Source organism: Calothrix sp. PCC 7507 (assembly GCF_000316575.1).
Taxonomy (GTDB): domain Bacteria; phylum Cyanobacteriota; class Cyanobacteriia; order Cyanobacteriales; family Nostocaceae; genus Fortiea.
On the sequence record NC_019682.1, the window covers coordinates 3,578,050 to 3,601,662 of the forward strand.

Below are 23,613 nucleotides of genomic sequence, written 5' to 3' on the forward strand. Positions count from 1 at the left end.
GGGGAGAAAATAACCTTGACTTTTGACTCTTGACTTTTGACACTTGACTTTTGACACTTGACTCTTGACTCTTGACTCTTGACTCTTGACTTTTGACTCTTGACTTTTGACTCTTGACTCTTGACTCTTGACTTTTGACTCTTGACCAATGACAAATGAAAATACTTATACTTAACGCTGGATCTAGTAGCCAAAAAAGTTGTCTGTATGAAATTACAGATGAAACTTTGCCGAAACAACCGCCCAAACCCCTTTGGGAAGGAAAAATAAATTGGACTCACGATCGCGGTGTGGCGGAAATTAAGGTAAAAACCGCTACGGGTGAATCGCTGCAAGAATCAATTTATGCTGATTCCCGGCGTGCCCACGTCACCTATATGCTCTACACCCTGACTCGCGGTGCGACTAAGGTGATTAGTCATCTTTCAGACATTGATGTGGTAGGTCATCGTGTAGTGCATGGTGGTCAAAATTACCGCCAGAGTACAGTTATTACTGAAGAAGTTAAAAAGGCGATCGCCAATCTTTCTAATCTTGCTCCTGCACACAATCCCGCAGCTTTAGAAGGGATAGAAGCCATTGAACACAGCTTAGGATCTGTAACTCAAGTGGCAGTATTTGATACTGGATTTCATGCTACTCTCCCCGATGCAGCGGCGATTTACCCTGGCCCCTATGAGTGGGTAGACCAAGGTATCCGACGCTACGGCTTTCATGGTATCAGTCACCAATACTGCTCTGGACGTGTCGCTGACATCCTGGGTCGAGATTTAGCATCCTTGAAGTTAATCACCTGCCATTTAGGTAATGGCTGCTCTTTAGCGGCTATTCAAAATGGTCGCAGTATTGATACAACTATGGGATTCACACCTCTGGATGGATTGATGATGGGTAGTCGCTCTGGCTCCGTTGATCCAGGAATTCTCATTTATCTTTTGCGACAATCCAATTACTCCGCTGAGAGACTAGATTATGTGCTAAATAAAGCTTCTGGATTACGTGGAATTTCGGGAGTATCCAGCGATTTACCAGAAGTGCTTGAGGCGATCGCCCAAGGTAACTATCGCGCTCAACTCGCTTGGGATATCTACATACATCGGTTAAGATCTGGTATTGGTTCGATGCTTGCTAGCTTAGGAGGATTAGATGCTTTAGTCTTCACCGCAGGTATAGGTGAACACTCTCCTGGAGTTCGCCAAGCAGCTTGTGAGTCCTTCGGATTTCTAGGACTGAAAATAGACCAAGAAAAAAATCAACACCAGCCTGTTGACGAGGATATTGCCACACCTGAGTCAGCAGTGCGAGTATTGGTAATTAAGACTCAGGAAGATTGGGCGATCGCTCAACAATGTTGGCAAATTTTGAGAAATTAGGTAAATTTTCATTTGTCATTTGTCAAGGGTCAAAATTTATTCCCTAGTCAACAGTTAACAGTCAACAGTCATCAGTCATCAGTCCCCATTCCCCATTCCCCATTCCCCATTCCCCATTCCCCATTCCCCATTCCCCATGTTCTCTCTATCTCGTCAAACTGTTGGTGCATCTTTTTCAGTCTGTTTGTGTATATTAGGGGTTGGCTTGATTCAATACCCTCAACTGCAAAAACTGCTGAATAGTAAAAAAACTTCCTCGTTAGAAACCCTAGAAAGGGAAATAAAAATTGAAAAAACTCGTCTCAATTTTCTTAAGCAAATGCCCAGTTTTGGGTATGATAATTTAATTTCTGATTGGGTATATATAAATTTTTTGCAATATTTTGGTGACGATGAAGCGCGGGGAAAAAATGGTTACAGTCTCAGTCCAGAATATTTTGAAGTAATTCTTGGACGCGATCCACGGTTTTTAGAGGCATATCGAAGTCTGTCTAGTAGTACTTCGATTTATGCTGGTATGCCAGAAAAGTCAATAGAATTGATGGAGCAAGGTTTAAAGTCGCTATCACCTAAAATTCCCGAAAAGTCTTACTATATATGGCGTTATAAAGGTATTGATGAATTATTATTTTTAGGAAATTCTCCAGCCGCTCAAAAATCTTTTGAAACAGCCGCAACCTGGGCTAGTGGCTATTCAGATGAAGAAAGCAAGAATATAGTTGATATCTCTCAAAAAACTGCTAATTTCTTGAGCCAAAATCCTGATAGTAAGTATGCTCGAATTTCTACTTGGGCAATGATTTTAAATAATAAGATTGATGAGAAAACTCGGAAAAGAGCAATTAGCGAAATCGAAGCTTTAGGAGGAAAAGTAGTTACAGATTCTGAAGGCAATAATAAAATTTTATTTCCTGAAAAGGATTGATTATTTATTGGTCATCAGTCAACCGTCAACCGTCAACCGTCATCAGTCAACCCCTTTAATGTATTGGTACAACGGCAGAATCATCCAGTCTCAAACTCTGGAATTAAATATTAATGATCCGGGGTTGCTGTATGGGGCGACGGTTTTTACAACGCTGCGGGTTTATGGTGACTCGCTTGATAGCAGTTTAACTAACTGGCTCATGCACTGCGATCGCTTACAATTTAGTTTGCAGACCTTCAATTGGCAGCAACCAAACTGGCACTGGGTGCGTCAAGGTGCAGAAATTATCTCGGCAAATTTCCCTGTCCTCAGAATCACCATCTTTCCCGATGGACGTGAATGGATAACTGGTAGGTTATTACCACATGACTTGACAGATAAACAGAAAAATGGTAGCGCGTGCGCCGTTGCCAAATCAGAACTATATCGCAGTTTACCCAATCACAAAACAGGCAATTATTTAAGTCCCTGGTTGGCAAAGAATAGCGCGCAACAATTAGATGCCCAAGAAGCGATTTTAGTGGACGCTGCGGGCAATTGGCTAGAAACTAGCACTGGCAATCTTTGGGGGTGGCGTGATGGTTGTTGGTGGACACCGCCTCTGACAGACTTAATTTTGCCCGGAATTATGAGAACGCAGATTATTAATTGGTTAACAAACCAGCAGCAACAGGTCAAAGAGGAACCTTGGACAGCAGAGTTAGTCAAGGGGCTGGAAGCGATCGCCTACACTAATAGTGTGGTAGAAATCATCCCTATCCATACCGTTAAGCAGCCTTCAGGATCGCTACAATATGATCCCTACCATTTTAGTTTTCAGCAACTAAGAGGTCTTTTTTAGCATGACAGGCGCGTCATTATGTTATACCTTAAGATAAGTTAACATAATTCTTAATAATGCCCTCTCATACCAGAGAAGCTACGAGAACGCACGAAAAATACAGGAGGACTGACCTCAGTGAATAAAAGATGGAGAAATGCGGGGCTGTATGCACTGCTATTTATTGTTGTCATTGCTTTAGGAACAGCATTTTTTGACAAACAACCCCAAAGCAGAGAGACATGGCGATACAGTCAATTCATTCAAGAAGTTGAAAAAGGCAGAGTAGACAAAGTCAGTCTGAGTGCAGACCGTTCTACAGCCCTGGTGACATCCAGAGACGGTAATAAAAAGGTAGTGACTCTAGTCAACGACCCTGATTTGATCAATACTTTAACTGCCAAAGGTGTTGATATTTCCGTCTTGCCTCAAACCGATGAAGGATTTTGGTTTAAGGCACTGAGCAGCTTATTTTTTCCTGTATTGCTTCTAGTTGGCTTATTCTTCTTACTACGCCGCGCTCAAAATGGCCCTGGTAGTCAAGCAATGAACTTTGGTAAATCCAAAGCCAGAGTGCAAATGGAGCCGCAAACCCAAGTCACATTTGGTGATGTGGCTGGGATTGACCAAGCCAAGCTTGAACTAAACGAAGTTGTAGACTTTCTCAAAAATGCCGATCGCTTTACTGCAGTCGGTGCAAAAATTCCTAAAGGTGTATTACTAGTTGGTCCTCCTGGTACTGGTAAAACCCTCCTGGCTCGTGCTGTAGCCGGTGAAGCAGGTGTACCCTTCTTCTCCATCTCTGGTTCTGAGTTTGTGGAAATGTTCGTCGGTGTGGGTGCTTCCCGCGTCCGCGACTTATTTGAGCAAGCTAAATCTAATGCTCCCTGTATCGTCTTCATCGATGAAATTGACGCCGTTGGTCGTCAACGGGGTGCTGGCTTAGGTGGTGGTAACGATGAGCGGGAACAAACCCTCAACCAGTTGCTCACAGAAATGGATGGATTTGAAGGTAATACCGGCATCATTATTATTGCCGCTACCAACCGTCCTGATGTATTAGATGCAGCATTGTTGCGTCCTGGTCGCTTCGACCGTCAAGTTGTCGTAGACCGTCCTGACTACGCTGGACGTAGCGAAATCCTAAAGGTTCACGCCCGTGGTAAGACCTTGGCGAAAGATGTAGACTTGGATAAAATCGCCCGTCGTACCCCTGGGTTTACAGGTGCTGATTTATCCAACCTGTTAAATGAAGCAGCAATTTTGGCAGCACGCCGGAATTTGACTGAAATTTCGATGGATGAAATCAACGACGCTATTGACCGCGTGTTGGCTGGGCCAGAAAAGAAAGACCGGGTGATGAGCGAAAAGCGCAAGACTTTGGTAGCATATCACGAAGCTGGTCACGCCTTAGTTGGTGCATTGATGCCCGACTATGACCCAGTGCAAAAGATTAGCATTATCCCTCGTGGACGTGCAGGTGGTTTAACTTGGTTCACCCCTAGCGAAGACCGCATGGACACTGGCTTATACAGTCGTGCTTATCTAGAAAATCAGATGGCTGTGGCTTTGGGTGGTCGCATTGCTGAAGAAATCATCTTTGGTGAAGAAGAAGTTACTACTGGCGCTTCTAACGACTTACAACAAGTAGCACGGGTTGCCAGACAGATGATTACCCGCTTTGGGATGAGCGACAGACTCGGTCCCGTTGCCCTCGGTCGTCAGCAAGGCAACATGTTCCTCGGTCGGGATATCATGTCAGAACGCGATTTCTCTGAAGAAACCGCCGCCGCCATTGATGAAGAAGTCCGCAAGCTAGTAGATGTCGCCTACACACGCGCTAAAGAAGTGTTGATGGGGAACCGCCACATTTTGGATCAAATCGCGCAAATGCTGGTTGATAAAGAAACAGTAGACGCCGATGAGTTGCAAGAAATTCTGACAAATAACGATGTGAAAACCGCCGCGTTTGCATAATCAATTTTGGTAAGAATTGAAAATCTAAATTTGGGGTAATTTTGGAACATTCCAGAATTACCCCCATTTTTTTACCCCATTGGGATTATGCAATATATTCATCAGAAATCAGTCAGGTGCAATATTTCATAGGGAACATCCATAATTTTATTTGCGATGCCTCTAGAATTCGTCTTAGAGGATGTTTGAAAAGTTCGAGAATGTATAATTTTGTCATTCTGTACCGCAAGCGGAACCCGCAGGGTACGGAAAGCAGTGGAGCGTAGACACGAAGTAGCTTCCCATAGGGCAGAATCTAGGATTTTGGGTACATACTGAGATGTTATGCCAATTTAAAAGAAGATAGGACTAGCCCTTTCAAGGTGACAAACGAAGATACGTTGCTTTAGTGTGATCATCCTAAGTTATCCGCTCAGATTTTGGGATTTTTAAAGGTTGAAATAACCAATTTTCGTTCCGAATTTCACCACCTTGAAAGGGCTAGAAGATAGGACTTACGCATTGACAGGAAATGCAAAATATGAGTGATAAACAAAACACATCTTTCGTAGGGGTTTAGCACTGCTAAACCCTCCATAGCGCGGATCTATTTACCATCAAAGTATTGATCAAAGCCGGAAATTTCTAATTTTGGTTAATGCATACAATAATTAATTTGTACAGTTCGTAAGTCCTAGAAGAATGCGACAGATGCGTAGGTTGGGTAGAACGAAGTGAAGCCCAACATCCACAAAACTTTGAGGTGTTGGGTTGAGGAACGAAACCCAACCTTGTATCTTCGAAAGAGTAGTAGACCCTTTTCAAACATCCTCTTAACTGACCTGTTTGTAGTAGGCACTTCAGCGCCTCTAAAAAGCGATAAATCTCTCCCCACAGGCAATTCACATTGTTTTTCCGTTCCCTGTTAAGAGTCTCCACAGCGGTTCCCAGGCGGATGAAATACAGAACACAACCTCACCCATTCCCTCTTCTATTTAGATTTTCTCAATAATTAAATCGGATTCCTATATTCTGATAAAAAATAATTTTTGCACAGATGCGAAAATCTGTAATTTGATAATTAAGAATCTAAAACAACTGTCTTATACCATTTCACTTTAATAATGATACAGATGCGTTAGTCAGGGCACGGCATCACCCATTGGTGTCAACTTAACGTGAAACCCTTGTCAAGACTTGATCTTGAATTCACTCACTTATCATCACAATCCGCCTCATCCCGCCCCGGCTTTGCTGACGCAAAACCTCCCCTCCCCTTAGCAAGCCAGGGTGGTTTCATACAAAGAAAGAAAAATAATAATGATTTGTAGAGGGTGGATAAAAATGGATAGATAAAAAATATGAATCTCGTGGAACAATTGCAGGAAGTCCCAGACTATCGGCACATCCGGGGACGAAGACATGAATTATGGTTAGTATTATTGCTGATATTGCTAGGAGCAATGACTGGGTATTGGGGCTACCGACCACTGGAAGATTTTACCAAAGTACACAGGCAAGACTTGATTGAACTGTTAAACCTAGATGAGACAATCAAGTTTCCATCCTACTCAACATTCAGACGAGTACTGAAAACAGTAGATTTTCAGCCATTCACCGACTTATTTAATAATTGGGCATCAGTTTTTGTTCCACCAATGCCAGGAGAGAGACTGGCGATTGATGGCAAAGGTATTCGTTGCACAGTTACAGATTACAGTCAGTCCTATCAAAACTTTATCAGTACAGTATCAGTTTATAGTCATCAACGGGGCATTGTACTCAGGATGCAACCAATGTCAAACAAAAAAATTAGTGAAGTAGCGATCGTACAACAATTAATCTCCGAGTTTTGTGGTCAACAAGTCCTTTTTACCCTTGATGCTTGACACTGCCAAAAAAAACTGTATCGCTAATCATCAATAGTGGCAATGACTACCTGATTGGATTAAAAGAAAATCAACCGACACTCTATAAAATGGCTCAAACTCAATCACAACAGGATACTCCACTCAGCAGTGCCACAACCGTAGAGAATGTTCATTCACGAAAAGTCCAACGTGAGTGCAAGGTTTTTGCCGCCCCCGAACAAATTCAAAAAAAATGGTCTGGACTCAAAACTTTTGTTGTTGTTGAGCGTCAGGGTGAGCGCAATGGTCAGCCATTCTACGAGGATCAATTCTATATCTGTAGTCAATATCTCGAAGCTCAACAGTTACTTGCCGACATTCAAGGCCATTGGGGCATCGAAAATCGACTGCACTGGGTAAGAGATGTGACATTCAAAGAAGACTTTCCACCACGGCGTGGTGGCAATGCCCCTGTGAATTGGTCTATCCTACACAACTTTTTCATAACGATCTCCCGCACACTCGGTTTCCGAACTATTCCTCAAGCACAACGTGTCCTCTCCAACCAACTGCATAAAGTTTTTTCTTTCTTTGTATGAAACCACCCTGCCTCCCCTTAGCAAGGCTACGGTGTACACACAAGTAGACCCAGAGCGAGTTTCCAGCCAAAAAAGGTGGATTCAAACTGCTTAAGCCCCCGAGTCAAAGTAGTAATTCCTGGAGGTTTTTGAGACTTGTAACCAGACCAACCACCAAGACGAGCAATAATCCAGGTAGCCCAAGGTAAGGAATGAGGAGGATAGGGATTTTGTTGACGTGGAGTGTGACCTTCTACAGTTGGTGCAAGAGTAGATAAACATTGCTGTTGCTCATCCGAAAAAGCTAGATTTGCAGACAACTCAGGATTATCCCGTCCCTGAATCATTTGTAAAATTCGCACAGCTACTGACAAAGCTAAAACACTCAGTCGCTTAATGGCAGCAATGGACTCAAGCTGAGTAGCTTCGAGATTTAAACCAGCAGTTTTGAGGATGGCAAATAGTTGTTCAATTCGCCATCTCCATGTGTACCATCTAATGATTTGTAGTGCTTGTTCTAGACAAACAACTTGGTGGGTGGTCAACAATCGCCAATGAATCGGTTCCGTACCCGCAGGTGGGTTGACTTCCACAGCTTCCACGGCGTAAAGCGTTACACTAGGGGGATAATCTTTGGCACTCAATTTCTCTGGACGTTGAATTTTTACCAGCGCACAGCGCACAATTAATAATGCCTCTCTTGCGGTTCTACCAATACGTGAATCTGCTGGAACATCCACGGTATAAGTCCCCTCGCTAGGTTGTTGGTTTAAATACGCATACAGCGATTGGGTCTTTCCTATGAGGCGACGGTCAATGCGCGCTCTGACCAACACGTGATTTTTGCGATTTGGTACGGTCGTAAATTCTTCATACATATCGCTTTCTCTATCGGCGATATGAGTCACCATTTTGGCATTACCAATACTTAAACATCTTTGGGTTTCATCGGCTGAACGCAGCCATTTGTATGATTCTTTTTCCTCTATCGGTAACTTTTTGTAATTTCGTTCATGCTTATCGGCATGGTCTATCTCTCGCGTCCACAGTTGTACTGTGCTTAATCCCAATGGAAATCCATTCTCTGCATCCAATACTAAAGTTGGATGAATATAAAACCCTACGTCTGTGTTGTTTCCGACTACACCTAGACCCTCTGCTTTCAACCTACCAACATGAGACTGCAAGTTAATTTCGCTACTATCACTGATGGCTAATATATGCTTGTCTTCTACCTGTGATACACAGTGGTCTGATAGGCTGCCGACTAATTCCCCTATTGTCACATTCTCATTCGACAAAAAGCGGTAGTACCCCACCTGTTCTGCTCTATTTCTACTTATTTGGCGAATGCTGACTGATTGATGTTTTTCCATTGCTTGGTACAATGCTGCCCCCTTTTTATCAACCTTGGGTCGCCAAAAGCAATTCCATCCCACTGTTGAGCGTGAATCATTATTGGATTTTCCACCACCTTTTACTCCCCACAACTCCTTCCCCTAGTAGTTTACTAGCACTTGTGTGTACACCGTAGCCTTAGCAAGGGGAGGGGATTGAGGGGTGGGGTAAAACATATATGGAGTAAGCGTTTGAGCTTAAGTTGACACCCGTGGGCATCACCGTGCCCCTACGAGAAATCTGTCTGTATCAGTATTTTCGTGAATTGGTATTACTCAACAAACTATTATTGAAATGATGGGTAGATTTTTGTTAAAAATTCACTCACTAAGTGAAATTTTATCTTTTAATTTTGTTGAATTACCAAATATTATTAGCCGATATATATTGCTTGATTAAATATATCTTAGACACATAATTATAACATACTTTATGATTAATAATTTTTAGTTATCGATTTAAGAATCAAAACCATTTGCTCCTCGGAGTTAAAGTTTATAAAATACTAATATACGAAGTTGATTAAGCATTACCAAACTGAATTACGGTTTCTTGCCTACAGTAAAAGAATATGGCTAAGAAAAAACCATAACTCTCCTGAGATAAAAGTTTGCTTTCTGATGTTTTGAGCGAATAAATGATTTGATCGCACATACTTCTGATTTTCCTAAATTTTGGTTAGCTAAACTTCGATAAATTCTCGACTTATCAAAGTCTAATACATTTGGCTCACCCGTTGACATGAGTAAACAATCAACCTTTCTGGTGGACAAACGTAGGAGTTTGAGGTTGATGAAAAGATGGATTTCTCTTTGAGACACAGTAATAGTGTCTACTCTAGTGGAGGATAACTCTATGTTCCTAATAATCTTGAAAAATGCTGCAAATAATATTGTATCTCTTGATTTAGTACCTAAAATTCTTAGAAAGCGAAGAATTATTAACAACAATGTTAAGGAACCAGACGCTTTAGGGAAAAAATCCACGACTAGGAATTATCTCCAACCCTTTGATACTGCTTTTATTGCATATCAAATGATGGGTTTAAACGACTTTTAAATGGCTCCAAATACCTGGGGATTACGTGGGTTTAATCTCCTTCAAAGATTTAGGAAATTTGCGAAATATTTCGCTACCATGTTGTTGTTTCTCTAAGATACAGCAGATTGCAACCTCATGAAATACAGATTATTGCAAGGGCACAAATATGTACTTCGTTTATCTGCAAAATGCTGTAGTTGCAATTTACTTTTTTGGTACTCCATTAACTCACTCTCAGGGTTGAAGGATAAACCAACCGTTCCGATAACCTGGTTGTAAGAAGTCGAGACTGATCAGCCCAGAGTCTCTATCACCAGAAAAAACCAAACACCGCCCATATTAGCTGAGGATATATTTATGAAACTGACAATGTTGATCAATTCTGTAATTGTTTGTGCTTCTATTGCTCTCTTACCTGGAATTGCTGCGGCTCAAACAGGTACTAACAATACTAGCAACTACCTCAAACCTTTTAATGTTGCTTTTCTGGCTTATCAAGGATACCTACAAGATCAGGGCATACCTAGTGCGAGTGCTTTAGTATTTGAATACCAAAAAGGTAGCTTGACTGCTAATGATGTGGTTCAGGCTGCGGTCAAAGCTAACAAGTTACCAGCAGAGGTTTTGAATGATCAAGACTATCTCAGCGCTGTTGAGTCGCAATTGACATCATTCTCCCGCGATACAGCATTCTCTTCTGATTCATCAAACTAACCCAAGTTTTGTGAAAATTGAAATTTAAAGATACCCGACTTTTCAAAAAAGTCGGGTATTTCTGTTTTAGCGTTGTTGTTGCAAACTATATGAGTCGTACCAGTGACGAATTGCGAGCCAAACAACTGAGAGCAAAGCCGCTAAACTGAGGGTAAGACCGCTCAATGGTACTAATAATCCGAAAACAGGTAGCACTGCGCCGGTAATGGTGCAAACTATCGCCCCAATAGAAGCACGACGGTTTGACCCCAAACCCCACGCTAAAGCTACTAATATTAGGGATATCATCACCCAAACCAACTGAGCATTAATTAATCGCCCCAGGTAAGTCAAAGTCAGCAGACAAGCGAAGAAAATACCTCCGGCGATCGCTACATTTTTCAGGCTCATTGGTAGAGATAAATATAACAACAATATCCACCACAAAAATACGGCGGGGGCTAACAATAATAAACGGGGAATAATCCCGGTGTTACGAATTGGCTTAGTGTTGGTAAATACACCAAAGGGATTTTTCACAGAAACATTGTCATCATATGTCCAAGTGAATTGGGTGCTGTTGCCTTCAACTTTAGTGTTTTTAGGTTTAATGCCACTAGCAAATTCCACAGGACTAAAGTTAGCAGTTGCTATCAGGCGAAATTTTGAGAGGAACTGTCCCGCAGCGCTATAAACCCAGCGTGGCCCTGATTGTGCTTTATAGGTGACTCGAAAAGTGGTTTCTTGTCCTGGTTCCAAGCGAAAAGGAAAGCCGTAGTCACCAGGGTTAGTCTGTTGTAGTCTATTTCCTTCACGTTCTACTTTATAACCCTCTATGACTGAGGAGCCGTTAGGTGGCGGTGCTTCAAAGAAAAAACTACTAATATCTTTTAGCTGGTTAACAACTTTGTAATCAGCAGCGTAATCTACGTCATAAATAGTACTACGACCTTTAACATCTACACTTTGGTCAAGCTTGACTTGAATTTGGGAGCCAGTCAGGTTCATAAATCGAGTGACTGGTTGTGTCGCCTTGACTGTAACGATTTTACCTTTAACTTGGGTGTTGTAAGTGTATGGCTCTTGAGTCACATAGCGCACCTGGGGCGCAGTCTGTTCTAACTTATCACCAGCAACGCTTTCAACCACTTGAGCCACCATCGCCTGTTCCCAATGGTGATAGCGATTGCTCAAAGTTGAACAAAGAAAAAATCCCGTAACTAACAGAACTAATATCAGCGCTAAATGCTGTAATCCCTGCAATAGTTGAGAATAACGAATCGCCCATTCACCAAAGAAAACAGCTTGTTCTGTTGTCTGGCGACGGAGAGAAAAACTTATGAGAGCGATCGCCACTCCTAACGCTATCACTAAAAATACAAATAACAGTGAACCTTTGAGTATTTGAGTGCCAAATTGCACTAACTCATGAGGATGTGTCAAATCTGGTAATCCAGGAATACCCTGAGCAGTAGGAGACATTGGTCAATATTTAGTTAATTTGCACACTTAGACCAATGTGATCTTACAAAAGTTTCTAACCAGATTATTTGTCATTTGTCAAAAATTACTTACGCTCTTGCTGGTTTCAAAAATATCCAAGCTACAAAAAATGTTGCGGCTGTAAATAGTTGCGCTATATCCAAAGCAGACAGATAGCCATCTGCAAATGAAGCGATACTGCGATCGGTGATGCCAAATAGCCAAGATGAGAGGCCAAATAGCCAAATCCCATTCTTGAAATTTCCTAGAAATTCTTTAGAGTCTGAGGGTTGCTTGTCGTTCACGGTTTTCTGCTCCGTTGGTGACGAATCTGGTCATTGATGAGAAATCCCCGTAAGAGCTTTTGCTGACTCCTGACGCTGAACTTATATCTATATTAATAAATATTTCAGTAACTTGACTAAACTACCAAGAGACACATATTGATTCCTTGACATTCTCTAGCCTGCAACGGCAGGCTTTGTATCAGTAGCCCCACCCTTATAGGGTGTAGACGATATGTCGGGATGTGCGAAGCGTCTCCCACTTTAGTCGTGGGGAGTGTCAAGAACCTTGGTAGAGTGAAATTATCAGAGAAACATGAAGTCGCCAGATTTTCACCGTAAAACATGGGCAGTATTTGGGAACTCGATTTTTACTCCCGTCCAATTCTGGACGAAAAACAGAAAAAAGTTTGGGAAGTCTTAGTCTGCGAAAGTCCTTCAGATATCCGCACGAAAACAGATTCTTTATTTCGTTACGCTCAATATTGTTCCAGTACTCAGGTAAATTCCGGCTGGTTGCGGACAGCGTTACAGGAGGCAATTACCACAGCGGGAGAAGCACCAATCAAAATCCGCTTTTTCCGTCGCCAAATGAATAACATGATTACTAAAGCCTGCGAGGATGTGGGGATTCCGGCTCAACCTAGCCGCCGGACTTTAGTTCTGAATCAATGGCTTCAGCAGCGGATGGAAGAGGTGTATCCTCAAGAACCGGGATATCAAGGGGGGGCTAATGCTTCGGTGCGCCTGGAAAGACCTTTACCCCAACGCTTACCAGATGCTTTAGAAGGACAGCAGTGGGCATTTGTGACTTTAGAGGCTGGAGATTTTGCAGAGATGCCAGAGTGGGAAATTGGCTTTGGTGAATCTTTCCCTTTAGATTTTGCCAAAATAACCCCAGAAACGCGTATTCCTGGAGTATTAATTTTCTCACCCAGAGCGTTACCTTTAGCAGGCTGGATGTCTGGTTTAGAGTTAGCTTTCTTGAGATTTGACACCAGCCAAGGAGCAAGATTGCTGTTGGAAACTGGTGTGACAGAAAGTTGGATTTTGGCAAATATCAAAAACCCGCAAACTCTATCAGAAGCTGAAGGGTTTGAAGCATCTAAGCAAAAAGCGAACGGAGTACATTTTATTGGTGTGCAATCTAATCCTCAAGCACAATCTTTTGCAGGGTTTTGGCTGTTGCAAGAGGTCAATTTGCCATAGGGACTGGGGACTGGGGGTAGGCTATTGACTCTGAGGGTTTTCAGCCCAAAATGCATCATCCAAAATAATAGTCGTAGTTAACGTTCTCATCAGGGCACGGCAGTGCCGATGCCCCTACGGTAAACACAAAAATTGCATGATATTTTTTAGCTAATTTCGTACAAAGTCAACAGCCTAGTGGTTTGTCAATTTTGTTTTGAGGGGTTTTTGGTAGTGCGGGCCGAAAAGCCCGCGTGAGCGAGACGCTCACACTACAGTCCCTCATTTCAACCCTTACAGACTACTAGACTGGAGATGAGGGAGATGAGGGAGATGAGGGAGAAAGAAGAAATGACTCTTGACTCCTGACTCTTGACCCTTGACCAATGACTAATGACTAATACATGGGATTAAAGGTCAATGATTTGGGATAATTAACTGCGTCCATCTGTGGTTCAAGATCCAAAATCCACAATTCACCAAGGGTCATGGTTTCTGAAAATTTGTCACAAGATACACTAGCAGAACAGTTGCTGGAATTAGCGATTAAATCTGGAGCAGAAGCTGCTGAGGTGTATCAGTCGCGATCGCTTTCTCGACCAGTATTTTTTGAGGCCAACCGACTCAAGCAACTGGAAACTAGCCAGTCTGAGGGTACAGCATTGCGGTTGTGGCGAAATGGTCGTCCAGGGCTAACAGTGGCTTATGGGGCTGTGCAAGCGCAAGCAATGGTAGAGCGATCGCTGGCTTTAAGTCAACTAAATCAACCTGAATCGGTGGATTTAGTCAGTAATTTTCAGCCGTCTTACCCTGACTTGGGGGAAAGTGTGCCGATCGAGGTGTTGATCAACTGGGGCAAAGAGGCGATCGCTCTGATTAAAGATGCTTATCCCGATGTACTCTGTAATAGTGATTGGGAATGTGATGTTGAAAACACTAGGCTTGTCAATACCCAAGGTTTAGATTGCCACTACACCGATACTACTCTTAGCTGCTATATGTCAGCCGAATGGGTACGGGGAGATGATTTTTTGAGTGTTTCGGATGGTCAAACCCAAAGGGATGAATTGCAGCCTGAGAAACTAGCTCAACAAATTTTACAGCGGTTAATTTGGTCTAGAGAAAATGTCGTCCCCCCTAGTGGGCGTGTGCCAATTTTATTCACATCCAAAGCAGCTGATATGCTTTGGACTACTATCCAAGCAGCTTTGAATGGTAAGCATGTGCTAGAAAAAGCTTCCCCTTGGGCAGACCGTCTGGGTAAACTAGTAGTCTCCCCCAGTCTCACTGTTTATCAAGATCCGGAAGCTGGCCCTTACAGTTGCCCTTTTGATGATGAAGGCTGTTCTACCACTGCTTTGGTATTTATCCAAAACGGAATTTTAGAGCATTTTTATTGCGATCGCACTACCGGAAGCCAACTGGGTATTAGCACTACTGGAAACGGTTTTCGCCCCAGCTTGAGTAGCTATCCCACACCTGGGTTATTTAATTTTTTGATCCAACCCAGTTCCGCATCACTACCAGATTTGATTGAACAGATGGATGATGGGCTAATTGTGGATCAAATGCTGGGTGGTGGCAATGGAATCTCTGGAGATTTTTCGATCAATATTGATTTGGGCTATCGTGTGCAAAATGGCACAGTTACTGGCCGTATTAAAGATACGATGGTGGCTGGCAATATTTATTCAGCCCTTAAACAATTAGTGAGTCTAGGTGGTGATGCTGATTGGAATGGTTCTTGTTATACTCCTTCTTTGATAGTGGAAGGACTATCCACCACCAGTCGTAATCAGTGAACAGTGAACAGTTAACTTTTATCACTGTTTCAGTCAGAGGTTTGACACAAGGGGAATTTCCAACTTGTTATCATCAAAATTAGCTTCAGTAAATAGACGCAATTGAATGTAAGATGTCATTCAATACCGTTCGGTTAAGCGCAGTTGCTAAAAAAATGCGCCGGATAAATCGTAGGGGTGGGGTTTCCCCGCCCTTCAAGACAATCCATGTGTTGCAAACATTATTTGAATTGGTATTATTTCGCCTGTGACAGCCAAAAATAATCATCAAAGAAGGCTTGTCTCAACTCAGACAACTATTTTCTTTTTTAAATAAATTTTAAATTTAAAATCTTTTATGTCGCTTCCTGTTCTGACTCAGCGCTTTCGCAGTTTGTGGCAGCCTAGAAGAGGTTTAGCGATCGCAGAAGCTTCGATCATCGGTCTTGTGGCTGCCCTCTCGGCGGTGTTCTTAAAAGTAGGATCGGGATGGTTGGGAACTTGGCGAGTCCATAGTACCCATTTTTTACCAGCATGGGTTGCTCTCCCTTTAGTTGGTATGAGCTTTGGGTTCTTGGCGGGTTGGCTGGTGCAGCGGTTTGCACCAGAAGCAGCTGGTAGTGGTATCCCTCAAGTCAAAGCTTCTCTTGCCAATGTGCCAGTTAACCTATCCTGGCGTGTGGCATTGATCAAATTACTTAGTGCCATTATTACCCTAGGTTCTGGGCTTACCCTCGGACGGCAAGGCCCCACAGTTCATGTCGGGGCAGGTTTAGCAGCAGGGTTGAGTCGCTGGGTGCCCACCTCCCCAGATCATCGACGACAAATGATTGCTGCGGGTGCAGGTGCTGGTTTGGCAGCGGCGTTTAATGCCCCAATTGCCGGTGTATTATTTATCGTTGAGGAATTACTCCACGATTTATCAGGGCTAACTCTGGGAACCGCCATCATCGCCTCATTTATTGGCGGGGTAATATCCCGGTTATTGGGTGGTGGTAGTTTAGACCTGAATCTGAAATTGGTACAGTCTTCTAGTCAATTCTCAATTCCAGAAATCCCCTTTTTTCTGTTATTGGGAATCTTGGCGGGTTTGCTGGGTGCATTGTTTAATTTGGGACTAGTTTTCAGTATCAAAACTTATCGCCGATTACACGTCAGTTTACCGCTGCGGGTGGCGTTAGCTGGTTTAGTTTCCGGTATGATTGTGGCTATACTCCCCGAATCTTTCCGTGATAATACAGGTTTAAGGGAGTATGTGATTACTGGTGAAGCTAACGCTTCTTTAGTAGCGATCGCTTTTGTCGCTCAGTTTATTCTCACTCTTTTAGCATTTGGTTCCGGCGCACCAGGGGGACTATTTGCTCCCAGTCTCATTTTGGGTTCTACTCTAGGTTGTTTGGTAGGTATTGGTGAAGGCCACATCTTGGGAGATAGTTCCCCTGCAACCTACGCTTTAGCCGGAATGGGGGGATTTTTTAGTGCCGTTTCTAAAGTGCCAATTACAGCCATTGTGATTGTGTTCGAGATGACTACAGATTTCAATCTAGTATTACCTTTGATGATTGTTTCTGTGACATCTTATTTGATAGCGGAGAAGGTGGTTCCAGGTTCGCTGTATGAAAAACTTTTGCTCTTAAATGGCATCAACCTCACCCAAGAAGTATCTGTAGAGGGAATATTAGCAAAATTAACTGCTAGAGATGTAATGCAGCAACGGGTAGAAACTCTAGATGCAGAGATGACTATAGATGAAGCAAGACTTGCATTTGCCCGTTCCCATCATCGCGGCTTCCCAGTAGTGGAAGACAACAAACTAGTGGGGATTGTGACGCAATCAGATTTACTGAAAATGCGTGAACGCAACCTAGACAACGATACCGCCTTACGGGAAATTATGACCAGCAGTCCCGTGACGGTGACACCAATCCACAATTTGAGTAATGTACTATATTTGCTCGATCGCTATCAAATTAGTCGCTTACCAGTCGTAGAAAGGCGAAAATTAATTGGAATTATTACCCGCGCAGATATTATTCGTGCCGAAGCAGATCATCTGAATGGTGAAAATGCTACCCCAGGTCTACGTCCAGAACCTTCTTATGTAGTTTATCAAACGCGATCGCCCAATATTGGCAGAGGCAGATTATTAGTCACAGTGGCGAATCCGGAAACAGCGGCTACCCTCTTACAAATGGCCGCAGCAATTGCTCGCGATCGCCATTATGAAATTGAATGTATACAAATAATGCTGGTATCGCGCCACATTTCCCCGTCCGAAACCCCAGTCAGAACGGCAAAAAGCCGCCGCTTGTTACGACAAGCAGAAGTCTTGGCGAAAAAATGGAAAATTCCCATACATACACAAATTAGAGTAGCTCATGATGTCGCCCAAGCCATTTTAGAAGCAATCAACGAACGACACATCGACCTGATTTTAATGGGTTGGAAAGGTAACACATCTACCCCGGGACGGATTTTTGGCAATGTTGTCGATACGATTATTCGCCAAGCTACCTGTGAGGTTGTATTAGTAAAGTTAGGTAGTCAACACTCGTTCCATCGTTGGTTAGTACCAATGGCTGGCGGGCCAAATGCGCGATTGGCAGTTAAATTACTCCCGGCTTTGGTGACATTGGGAAATGATCCGCAAATTCGCCTCACACGGGTGTTTAAGCCTGCTGAATTAGCGCCAGATATGACAGTTTTAGAACAAGCAATCAGCCAGCTAATCCGCCGTCGCAAATTGTCCAGTACTGTAATTGCACTGCCAGTCAAAGCCGATTCTGTTTCTCAAGGAATAATTAACCTCGTGAAAACCGAAGGTTACGACGTAGTAGTTTTAGGCGCTTCTCGTGAGGGATTATTGCAACAAGCGATTCAAGGTAATATTCCCGAAGCGATCGCCTCTGGTGTAGATAGTACAGTTATTTTGGTGAGGGGTGCGATTAGTAGTTGAATCAGTTATCAGTTATCAGTTATCAGTTATCAGTTATCAGTTATCAGTTAACTGAAATGAGTAAGCAAACCGCAGTTTGAATAAGCAATATCTCTTTTTACTTGCTGAATCTACTGAAATGAGTAAGCAAACCGCAGCTTGAATAAGCAATATCTCTTTTTACTTGCTGAATCTACTGAAATGAGTAAGCAAACCGCAGTTTGAATAAGCAAACAGGCAAAATGAGGAAGCATTTAGACATTTTGAGTAAGTATTTTAAAGAAATGATGAAGCAATCTGCCATTTTGCTGATTAAAATATGTTTTTTTGATGAAGAGAGCGATCGCCTTTTTTTGTAGAAATTTGCAGGATAGGCTCTCTATAATTATTCAGCCAACAAGTTTTCTAACTGCAGCGCCGAAATATTGATAAAATGACGAGTATTGTTAGTTACTAAAATATCTCCACGAGAATGAGCTACTGCTGCGATGACTGCATCTAATACACCAGTTGGTTTACCTATTGGCTTTAACTCAGCGTGAATCTTACCAAACTCCTCAGCCGCATTTTCGTCAAAATTTATTACTGTTAATAAACTACTAAATTGATTAATTTTAGGACTTACGCATTGACGAAACAACTAGTTTATGTATTCAATCAGCACAAACAGCGCTCAAATTATCCAAAACATATTCACGAATAACTTTTGTGAATAGATTCCTTTGGACTTCATACCAATTGTTAATGATATTTTCAGAGCGCATTTTTTCTAAACGAACAAATGCTTGAAGCGAGCAAAATATATGTGTTTTGATTGCGTGGCTATCTCTAACCATGAATCGACAAATTCCACATACTTGTTTGATGGCTCTATGAAAACTTTCAATTCCCCAATGAGTATCATGAATTGTCACAAATTCACTTCTGGTTATTTGTTGGAGAGCTTCTTTATCTGGTAGATACAATATATAGTGCCTAGAGTCTTCTTTTTTGAAGTCCTTCCTAAACAACTTGATAAATCCAAATTCTCTCAGATGCGTGACTAACCCTTGCTCAGGAAGCTCTAAACTGCTTACATGGCAATACTTTCCTGGTTCATTAGATACAGTTCTGTTCTTCTCAACACCAAATAGAAAACCCAATTTCTGGTTTCTTAAAAACTTTAAGTTTTCTACTCCTGAGTACCAACTATCTCCTGTCACTAGTCTTGGTTTTACACCCCAATCAATCACTTCAATCAGCATTTCTTGGAAATAATCGTTCTTGGTTCTCCCCTCCTTTTTGTCATATATTCTGTAATTTATTGGGACTGAATTCCCATGTATGTCGCTGTAATACAGTGTGATTAAATTTAATCCTTTAATCGCCTTATGGTATTTCCCTGACCAAAAATATCCAATTAATTCTGCGTATTTTGGTTCGCTGTATAGCTTTTCTATTACTGTGTCATCAACGCTTAAAATACCTCCTTCTAAATTGATTATTTCTCTGACAATGTCGAATAAATCTTTTGGCTCGTATCTTTCTCTCAACAAAAATCTGTTCACACTATCATGTGAAACATCTCCCAAGATTTCTGCTAACCGACTGCACCCTCCATGCTTTGGCTCCGATAGCAAGAACAGGGTGTAATGCTCTAAATTACATTGTGCTGTTGAGGGTTTGCTGATTTCTCTAATTGTCCGATACCTTGAAAGTAGACGACATCTTTTTTTCAATGCACTATTTTACCACCTCGTCAATGCGTAAGTCCTAAATTTTACGAATATTTTCCTGAACTTTTTGAGAACAGTATGCCCCTTTATAAAGTTCAGCTATCACTATTGTTGAGATATAACACTGGCTAAACTTCGAGTAAAACTGAGCCAGAACCTGAGGATTTTCATTGATAATGGCAATACAGATGTTGCTATCTAGGAGATACACTAGCGATCGCCTCATCTATGAGTATTGTCCATACAGTCTTTCCCACTCTAAATTCTCTTCTTTTAGAAACTCCTCCATCGTTTTCACAAAATCCTCTCTATCTTCTTTGTTATTTGATAAAAAATCCTGCATTTTTTTCAGTCTTTCTTGGTGGCTAATTGACTGAATAATCTCAATATCAATTATTATCTCTGTACCATCGGGAATATTGAGTGCTTCTGATATCTCTATAGTTTTGCCACGTTTGATACCTTTAATTTTCATATATTTTCTCCTAATCTTCAGCTTTTTACATTTTACCCTGAACTTTCATTGAGGTATCTGCAGAGTCTTGATAGTGCGATCGCCATCAGTGCCAGGTAACGAATTTATGTTTAAATGCTACACCGTACATAGGGCAGTTTTAATAAATGTTCACAACTCTCTCAAAGCCTTAGATGTTAGACTTCACAAGTCTCGACACGAGAGAAGAGATTATCTCTTAATACATCCCAAAAATCATTCCCAAAACAATTCTTTAAGGGGAGATGTCCCTTGGCTGCTGAAGTATTAAAAATTACTTCTCTCGGGTAGTTAATCCACTCTTCGTTTACTCTCCATCCCACAGCCTCACCAAACTTACGGTATATTTCATAATCAGCATCTGGAGTTCCCCCGACGCTCTCCCAGATACGCTTTTGCACACTAAAGCCGAAACGCCCGTTGCTGTGTTTTACCCAAAGTTGGTCAATGGTGCGTAAATCAGTGCAGGGAAAATTATTGATAGATTCAACATTCAGCCAACCTTCCTTTTCTCTGCCAGATGCCTTGAGCATGACAACTAGAGTTTCCTCATCTGCTTCTTTCCACTTCCCTGCTGCTAGCAAATCGCGCAATCGCCTGTAGTCTACTCCCTTCTCAGAACTGAGGTCATCAGATGGAATAACGGGTTGAATCGGCTGAGAGATAGGCTGTGTTTTTCGCTCTGGCTTGCGTCCAGTTATACCCCACTCTAATTGGTACAAAGCTTCAACATCATCTATTCCATTAGCAAAACTTACCCAATGATGCTGTGTAAGAAAGAGTAAATCTTTTGGTATTTCCTTAACATCAGGTAGCAATACAGGAATTACAGTAGTGACATTCTCTGCCTGCATAAACTGACTATAAAGTGTCGGTAACTCTATAGTTTGCCATCTACCCAAACCTTGTTTTCCAATAAAAATAACAGCAGTTTTAACCTTCTGAATTGCCTTTTGAATCTCAACTTGAAAAATTTGTCCAGGAGAAATTTGCTCTTCATCTATCCACACCTCCAGACCGCGCAGCTTCAATGCAGCTGCTACGACTCTCACTTGTGGCTTATCCAAACTATTGTGAGCTAGGAAGACATCAAATTGCGGTTGATTCATTCTTCAAATGTGCTTTTTGTTATTCCTTCACACCCGCAATAATCGCCAAAGCATGAGCATACTGCTCTAAATCTTGCCGCAACGCTTCCAACTCAGCGCGCAAATTAGCTTCCTCAGACCAATCACGCTCATGGTCTTTAGGGCTTACGTTAGGTTTACGCTGGGCTTCCCAAGTCTGTAATATGGGATGCCATCTAGCCAAAACAGGACGTAAACCATTATTCAACACAGCTATGGCAATTCCCCCCACAGAATCGTGAGATGCACCCACATCAGGGCCAGCCTGCTTGAGAATTTCTCGTGTAGTGCCAAACAAGCTGTATAAAGAATTCAGCGCCTCTCGCAATAATCCTTCGCTAGATTCCAAAGGCTGCACCGCAACTCGTGTAACAAGTTCAACATAAAGCGACCATGCAGCCCTCCGTTGTGTGGGATCAGCTTCCCATTCCGCTGAACCAATGCCAAAGGGAAGGCTCACAGATACTTTTTTCAATTTAGCACTGTCGAATTTAGGCATTTTTTTAATGAAGTTAAATTTCTATAATTGCTAGTATATTCACTTAATGGATATGCAGAGAAGTAAAGTAGCTGATATTTAGGATGGTGGGTTTCGACTTCGCTCAACCCACGGGCTGAACGTCGAAGGACTGAGCTTGTCCTGAGCGTAGCCTCTTGCAGAGAAGCCCAATCCTTTGTTACATAGGCATTTTCCCAAAAAACCAAAATGCGGTAGAACAGATGCTACTGATGTAAACTTATATACTCAATAATTAATAACCTTAGATAGTTAAGTTTTTCTATATAAAGTTTTACATGTGGAAAGTAACTTTCCTCTGAAAAGTACCAATCGGCAAAATAAGAAATATCAAATATATTCATTTTTGTTAATTTTTGAATTATATCTTGATAATTTTCTAAGTCATCATTAGCAATTACTTGAGACGCGTATCCCTCAACATCAGTTGTAAAAATTTCTATTTCCCCTAATATGCTGAAATCTTTTGATTCTTCCCATATACTTATCTGTCTTCTTTCTTCGCGTGTGTTCTTATAATTAATTAACAACTGCTGTAACACTTTACCAATGTAATTTTTAATTGAATACATTACTTGAAGATTAGGCATTGTCTTTATTTTTATCTTTATCTAATGCTTCCTGGATGACACGACGACAAAATTCTGGAGGATCATCCTTTGTGGCTAGCTCTTCCTTCATCGTTTTTGTGATGCGTAGATTAAGACGCTCGCTTAAAGGTTCTTCCCTCTCTGATTTAAAAGGCTTTAAATTTTCTGGATGACCTTTAGGGTTAGGCATTTATGTAGAAATATAAATATAATTTGAATCACTGGTAGGCAGCAGATTAAATTGTTTTTTAGTGGTTGTGACAACTTGCCGGAAGTACAACCACCAATATCCACTTACAATCATGGACATTACTATTTTATGTTCACACGCGCTGAACTCGAAATTAAAGCGATCGCTCAATTACGCGATTTGTGTCGTCTCTATGGTGTCAAACCTACAGGGAATGCAGGATATAAGACCTCATACATTGTTACCTTAATGGCGTTCCCACAGATAGCAATTCAGCAACTCAGGCAAGGTAAAGGGCTAAAATACCCTAATTTTAACCAAATCCAGGTAATTGGCTCTGCCATAGATCAGATGAGTTCGCCTACAGATGAACAAGCAGCACTCATTCGGATCACACTAGAAGGTAGGAAGATGAATTATCCAGATCGATACGATCAAGAAAACCTACTTAACTTACACAAGGCGAAAATGTCACTGGAACAAGCGATAGGCTTTTTGAACCAGTAAGCAATCTAAAAGGTTGTGTTATGACCGAGGCTAACGCACCTTCACCTGTTGATGGTGCGTTGCGCTGCACGACTGTATTGCATCCGACCGAGAACCGCTATAAGAAGGCGCTGAAGCGCAACTACGAACCTTTTATATTGCAACATTTTAGCCTGGACACGCCACTA

General features: G+C 41.9%; 21 protein-coding genes. 11 read left to right on the forward strand and 10 right to left on the reverse strand.

Translation table 11 applies throughout. The features are described from left to right. Window positions 1-155: 155 nt before the first annotated feature. The 6 genes from CAL7507_RS15130 (at window position 156) to CAL7507_RS33445 (ending at window position 7,526) form a co-directional block, all read left to right on the forward strand. Complete coding sequence (locus tag CAL7507_RS15130) at window positions 156-1,373, forward strand: acetate kinase (RefSeq protein WP_015129346.1); 1,218 nt, start codon at window positions 156-158, stop codon at window positions 1,371-1,373. 136 nt (window positions 1,374-1,509) lie between these two features. Continuing rightward, on the forward strand, window positions 1,510-2,298 hold the full coding sequence (locus tag CAL7507_RS15135; RefSeq protein WP_015129347.1) for a hypothetical protein: 789 nt from the start codon (window positions 1,510-1,512) through the stop codon (window positions 2,296-2,298). Window positions 2,299-2,356: 58 nt separating this feature from the next. Further along, a complete protein-coding gene (locus CAL7507_RS15140; RefSeq protein ID WP_042341353.1) occupies window positions 2,357-3,142 on the forward strand; it encodes an aminotransferase class IV in 786 nt (261 codons plus the stop codon). Window positions 3,143-3,259: 117 nt separating this feature from the next. Beyond that, entirely contained in the window at window positions 3,260-5,098 is a 1,839-nt protein-coding gene (gene ftsH3, locus CAL7507_RS15145) for an ATP-dependent zinc metalloprotease FtsH3 (RefSeq protein WP_015129349.1), read from the forward strand. 1,340 nt (window positions 5,099-6,438) lie between these two features. Further along, window positions 6,439-6,966: an ISAs1 family transposase gene (locus tag CAL7507_RS33440; RefSeq protein WP_042341273.1), complete on the forward strand. Its 528-nt coding sequence runs from the start codon at window positions 6,439-6,441 to the stop codon at window positions 6,964-6,966. Beyond that, complete coding sequence (locus CAL7507_RS33445) at window positions 6,963-7,526, forward strand: ISAs1 family transposase (protein WP_052331548.1); 564 nt, start codon at window positions 6,963-6,965, stop codon at window positions 7,524-7,526. The genes CAL7507_RS33440 and CAL7507_RS33445 overlap by 4 nt, the downstream gene beginning before the upstream one ends. Before the next feature lie 26 nt (window positions 7,527-7,552). Here the strand turns inward: CAL7507_RS33445 and CAL7507_RS15160 are convergent, their stop codons facing one another. After that, a complete protein-coding gene (locus CAL7507_RS15160; protein WP_042342183.1) occupies window positions 7,553-8,881 on the reverse strand; it encodes an IS4 family transposase in 1,329 nt (442 codons plus the stop codon). Between the two features lie 1,420 nt (window positions 8,882-10,301). Between CAL7507_RS15160 and CAL7507_RS15170 the strand changes: the two genes are divergently transcribed. Continuing rightward, a complete protein-coding gene (locus tag CAL7507_RS15170; RefSeq protein WP_015129353.1) occupies window positions 10,302-10,658 on the forward strand; it encodes a hypothetical protein in 357 nt (118 codons plus the stop codon). A gap of 66 nt (window positions 10,659-10,724) precedes the next feature. Here the strand turns inward: CAL7507_RS15170 and CAL7507_RS15175 are convergent, their stop codons facing one another. Further along, complete coding sequence (locus CAL7507_RS15175) at window positions 10,725-12,119, reverse strand: hypothetical protein (RefSeq protein ID WP_015129354.1); 1,395 nt, start codon at window positions 12,117-12,119, stop codon at window positions 10,725-10,727. A gap of 89 nt (window positions 12,120-12,208) precedes the next feature. Then, a complete protein-coding gene (locus tag CAL7507_RS15180) occupies window positions 12,209-12,424 on the reverse strand; it encodes a hypothetical protein (RefSeq protein WP_015129355.1) in 216 nt (71 codons plus the stop codon). A gap of 324 nt (window positions 12,425-12,748) precedes the next feature. Between CAL7507_RS15180 and CAL7507_RS15185 the strand changes: the two genes are divergently transcribed. The 3 genes from CAL7507_RS15185 to CAL7507_RS15195 all read left to right on the forward strand — a co-directional run bounded on the left by CAL7507_RS15185 (window position 12,749) and on the right by CAL7507_RS15195 (window position 18,328). Further along, window positions 12,749-13,612, forward strand: a complete 864-nt coding sequence (locus CAL7507_RS15185) for a Tab2/Atab2 family RNA-binding protein (protein ID WP_015129356.1) — start codon at window positions 12,749-12,751, stop codon at window positions 13,610-13,612. A 467-nt stretch (window positions 13,613-14,079) separates the two neighbouring features. Further along, window positions 14,080-15,393, forward strand: coding sequence for a TldD/PmbA family protein (locus CAL7507_RS15190; protein WP_015129357.1), 1,314 nt, complete (start codon window positions 14,080-14,082; stop codon window positions 15,391-15,393). A 337-nt stretch (window positions 15,394-15,730) separates the two neighbouring features. Beyond that, complete coding sequence (locus CAL7507_RS15195) at window positions 15,731-18,328, forward strand: chloride channel protein (RefSeq protein ID WP_015129358.1); 2,598 nt, start codon at window positions 15,731-15,733, stop codon at window positions 18,326-18,328. A gap of 364 nt (window positions 18,329-18,692) precedes the next feature. On the opposite strand, the gene CAL7507_RS15200 is transcribed toward CAL7507_RS15195, so the two are convergent. From CAL7507_RS15200 to CAL7507_RS15235, 7 genes are all read right to left on the reverse strand, one after another. Continuing rightward, window positions 18,693-18,947 (reverse strand): type II toxin-antitoxin system VapC family toxin, encoded by a 255-nt coding sequence (locus tag CAL7507_RS15200; RefSeq protein WP_083862900.1) that lies wholly within the window; start codon window positions 18,945-18,947, stop codon window positions 18,693-18,695. 13 nt (window positions 18,948-18,960) lie between these two features. Next, window positions 18,961-19,926: a transposase gene (locus CAL7507_RS15205; protein WP_083862855.1), complete on the reverse strand. Its 966-nt coding sequence runs from the start codon at window positions 19,924-19,926 to the stop codon at window positions 18,961-18,963. 322 nt (window positions 19,927-20,248) lie between these two features. Next, window positions 20,249-20,497 carry a hypothetical protein gene (locus CAL7507_RS15215; protein WP_015129359.1) on the reverse strand — a complete coding sequence of 83 codons (249 nt, stop codon included), beginning with the start codon at window positions 20,495-20,497 and terminating at the stop codon, window positions 20,249-20,251. A 176-nt stretch (window positions 20,498-20,673) separates the two neighbouring features. Beyond that, complete coding sequence (locus tag CAL7507_RS15220; RefSeq protein WP_015129360.1) at window positions 20,674-21,624, reverse strand: GUN4 domain-containing protein; 951 nt, start codon at window positions 21,622-21,624, stop codon at window positions 20,674-20,676. A 19-nt stretch (window positions 21,625-21,643) separates the two neighbouring features. After that, a complete protein-coding gene (locus CAL7507_RS15225; protein WP_015129361.1) occupies window positions 21,644-22,141 on the reverse strand; it encodes a hypothetical protein in 498 nt (165 codons plus the stop codon). A gap of 224 nt (window positions 22,142-22,365) precedes the next feature. Next, the gene (locus tag CAL7507_RS15230; protein WP_015129362.1) at window positions 22,366-22,749 is read right to left on the reverse strand and encodes a hypothetical protein; all 384 of its coding nucleotides are present in this window, start codon (window positions 22,747-22,749) and stop codon (window positions 22,366-22,368) included. Next, window positions 22,742-22,939, reverse strand: a complete 198-nt coding sequence (locus CAL7507_RS15235) for a hypothetical protein (RefSeq protein WP_015129363.1) — start codon at window positions 22,937-22,939, stop codon at window positions 22,742-22,744. Before CAL7507_RS15235 ends, CAL7507_RS15230 begins: the two co-directional genes overlap by 8 nt. Before the next feature lie 129 nt (window positions 22,940-23,068). Between CAL7507_RS15235 and CAL7507_RS15240 the strand changes: the two genes are divergently transcribed. After that, the gene (locus CAL7507_RS15240; RefSeq protein ID WP_015129364.1) at window positions 23,069-23,446 is read left to right on the forward strand and encodes a hypothetical protein; all 378 of its coding nucleotides are present in this window, start codon (window positions 23,069-23,071) and stop codon (window positions 23,444-23,446) included. The last annotated feature ends 167 nt before the right edge of the window (window positions 23,447-23,613 follow it).

Bases quoted from the DNA above. Each gene is read 5' to 3' on its own strand.
- CAL7507_RS15130 (WP_015129346.1), top strand. From the start codon at position 156: ATGAAAATACTTATACTTAACGCTGGATCTAGTAGCCAAAAAAGTTGT.
- CAL7507_RS15135 (WP_015129347.1), top strand. From the start codon at position 1,510: ATGTTCTCTCTATCTCGTCAAACTGTTGGTGCATCTTTTTCAGTCTGT.
- CAL7507_RS15140 (WP_042341353.1), top strand. From the start codon at position 2,357: ATGTATTGGTACAACGGCAGAATCATCCAGTCTCAAACTCTGGAATTA.
- CAL7507_RS33440 (WP_042341273.1), top strand. From the start codon at position 6,439: ATGAATCTCGTGGAACAATTGCAGGAAGTCCCAGACTATCGGCACATC.
- CAL7507_RS15160 (WP_042342183.1), bottom strand. From the start codon at position 8,881: ATGGAAAAACATCAATCAGTCAGCATTCGCCAAATAAGTAGAAATAGA.
- CAL7507_RS15170 (WP_015129353.1), top strand. From the start codon at position 10,302: ATGAAACTGACAATGTTGATCAATTCTGTAATTGTTTGTGCTTCTATT.
- CAL7507_RS15175 (WP_015129354.1), bottom strand. From the start codon at position 12,119: ATGTCTCCTACTGCTCAGGGTATTCCTGGATTACCAGATTTGACACAT.
- CAL7507_RS15185 (WP_015129356.1), top strand. From the start codon at position 12,749: ATGGGCAGTATTTGGGAACTCGATTTTTACTCCCGTCCAATTCTGGAC.
- CAL7507_RS15190 (WP_015129357.1), top strand. From the start codon at position 14,080: ATGGTTTCTGAAAATTTGTCACAAGATACACTAGCAGAACAGTTGCTG.
- CAL7507_RS15195 (WP_015129358.1), top strand. From the start codon at position 15,731: ATGTCGCTTCCTGTTCTGACTCAGCGCTTTCGCAGTTTGTGGCAGCCT.
- CAL7507_RS15215 (WP_015129359.1), bottom strand. From the start codon at position 20,497: ATGAAAATTAAAGGTATCAAACGTGGCAAAACTATAGAGATATCAGAA.
- CAL7507_RS15220 (WP_015129360.1), bottom strand. From the start codon at position 21,624: ATGAATCAACCGCAATTTGATGTCTTCCTAGCTCACAATAGTTTGGAT.
- CAL7507_RS15225 (WP_015129361.1), bottom strand. From the start codon at position 22,141: ATGCCTAAATTCGACAGTGCTAAATTGAAAAAAGTATCTGTGAGCCTT.
- CAL7507_RS15230 (WP_015129362.1), bottom strand. From the start codon at position 22,749: ATGCCTAATCTTCAAGTAATGTATTCAATTAAAAATTACATTGGTAAA.
- CAL7507_RS15235 (WP_015129363.1), bottom strand. From the start codon at position 22,939: ATGCCTAACCCTAAAGGTCATCCAGAAAATTTAAAGCCTTTTAAATCA.
- CAL7507_RS15240 (WP_015129364.1), top strand. From the start codon at position 23,069: ATGTTCACACGCGCTGAACTCGAAATTAAAGCGATCGCTCAATTACGC.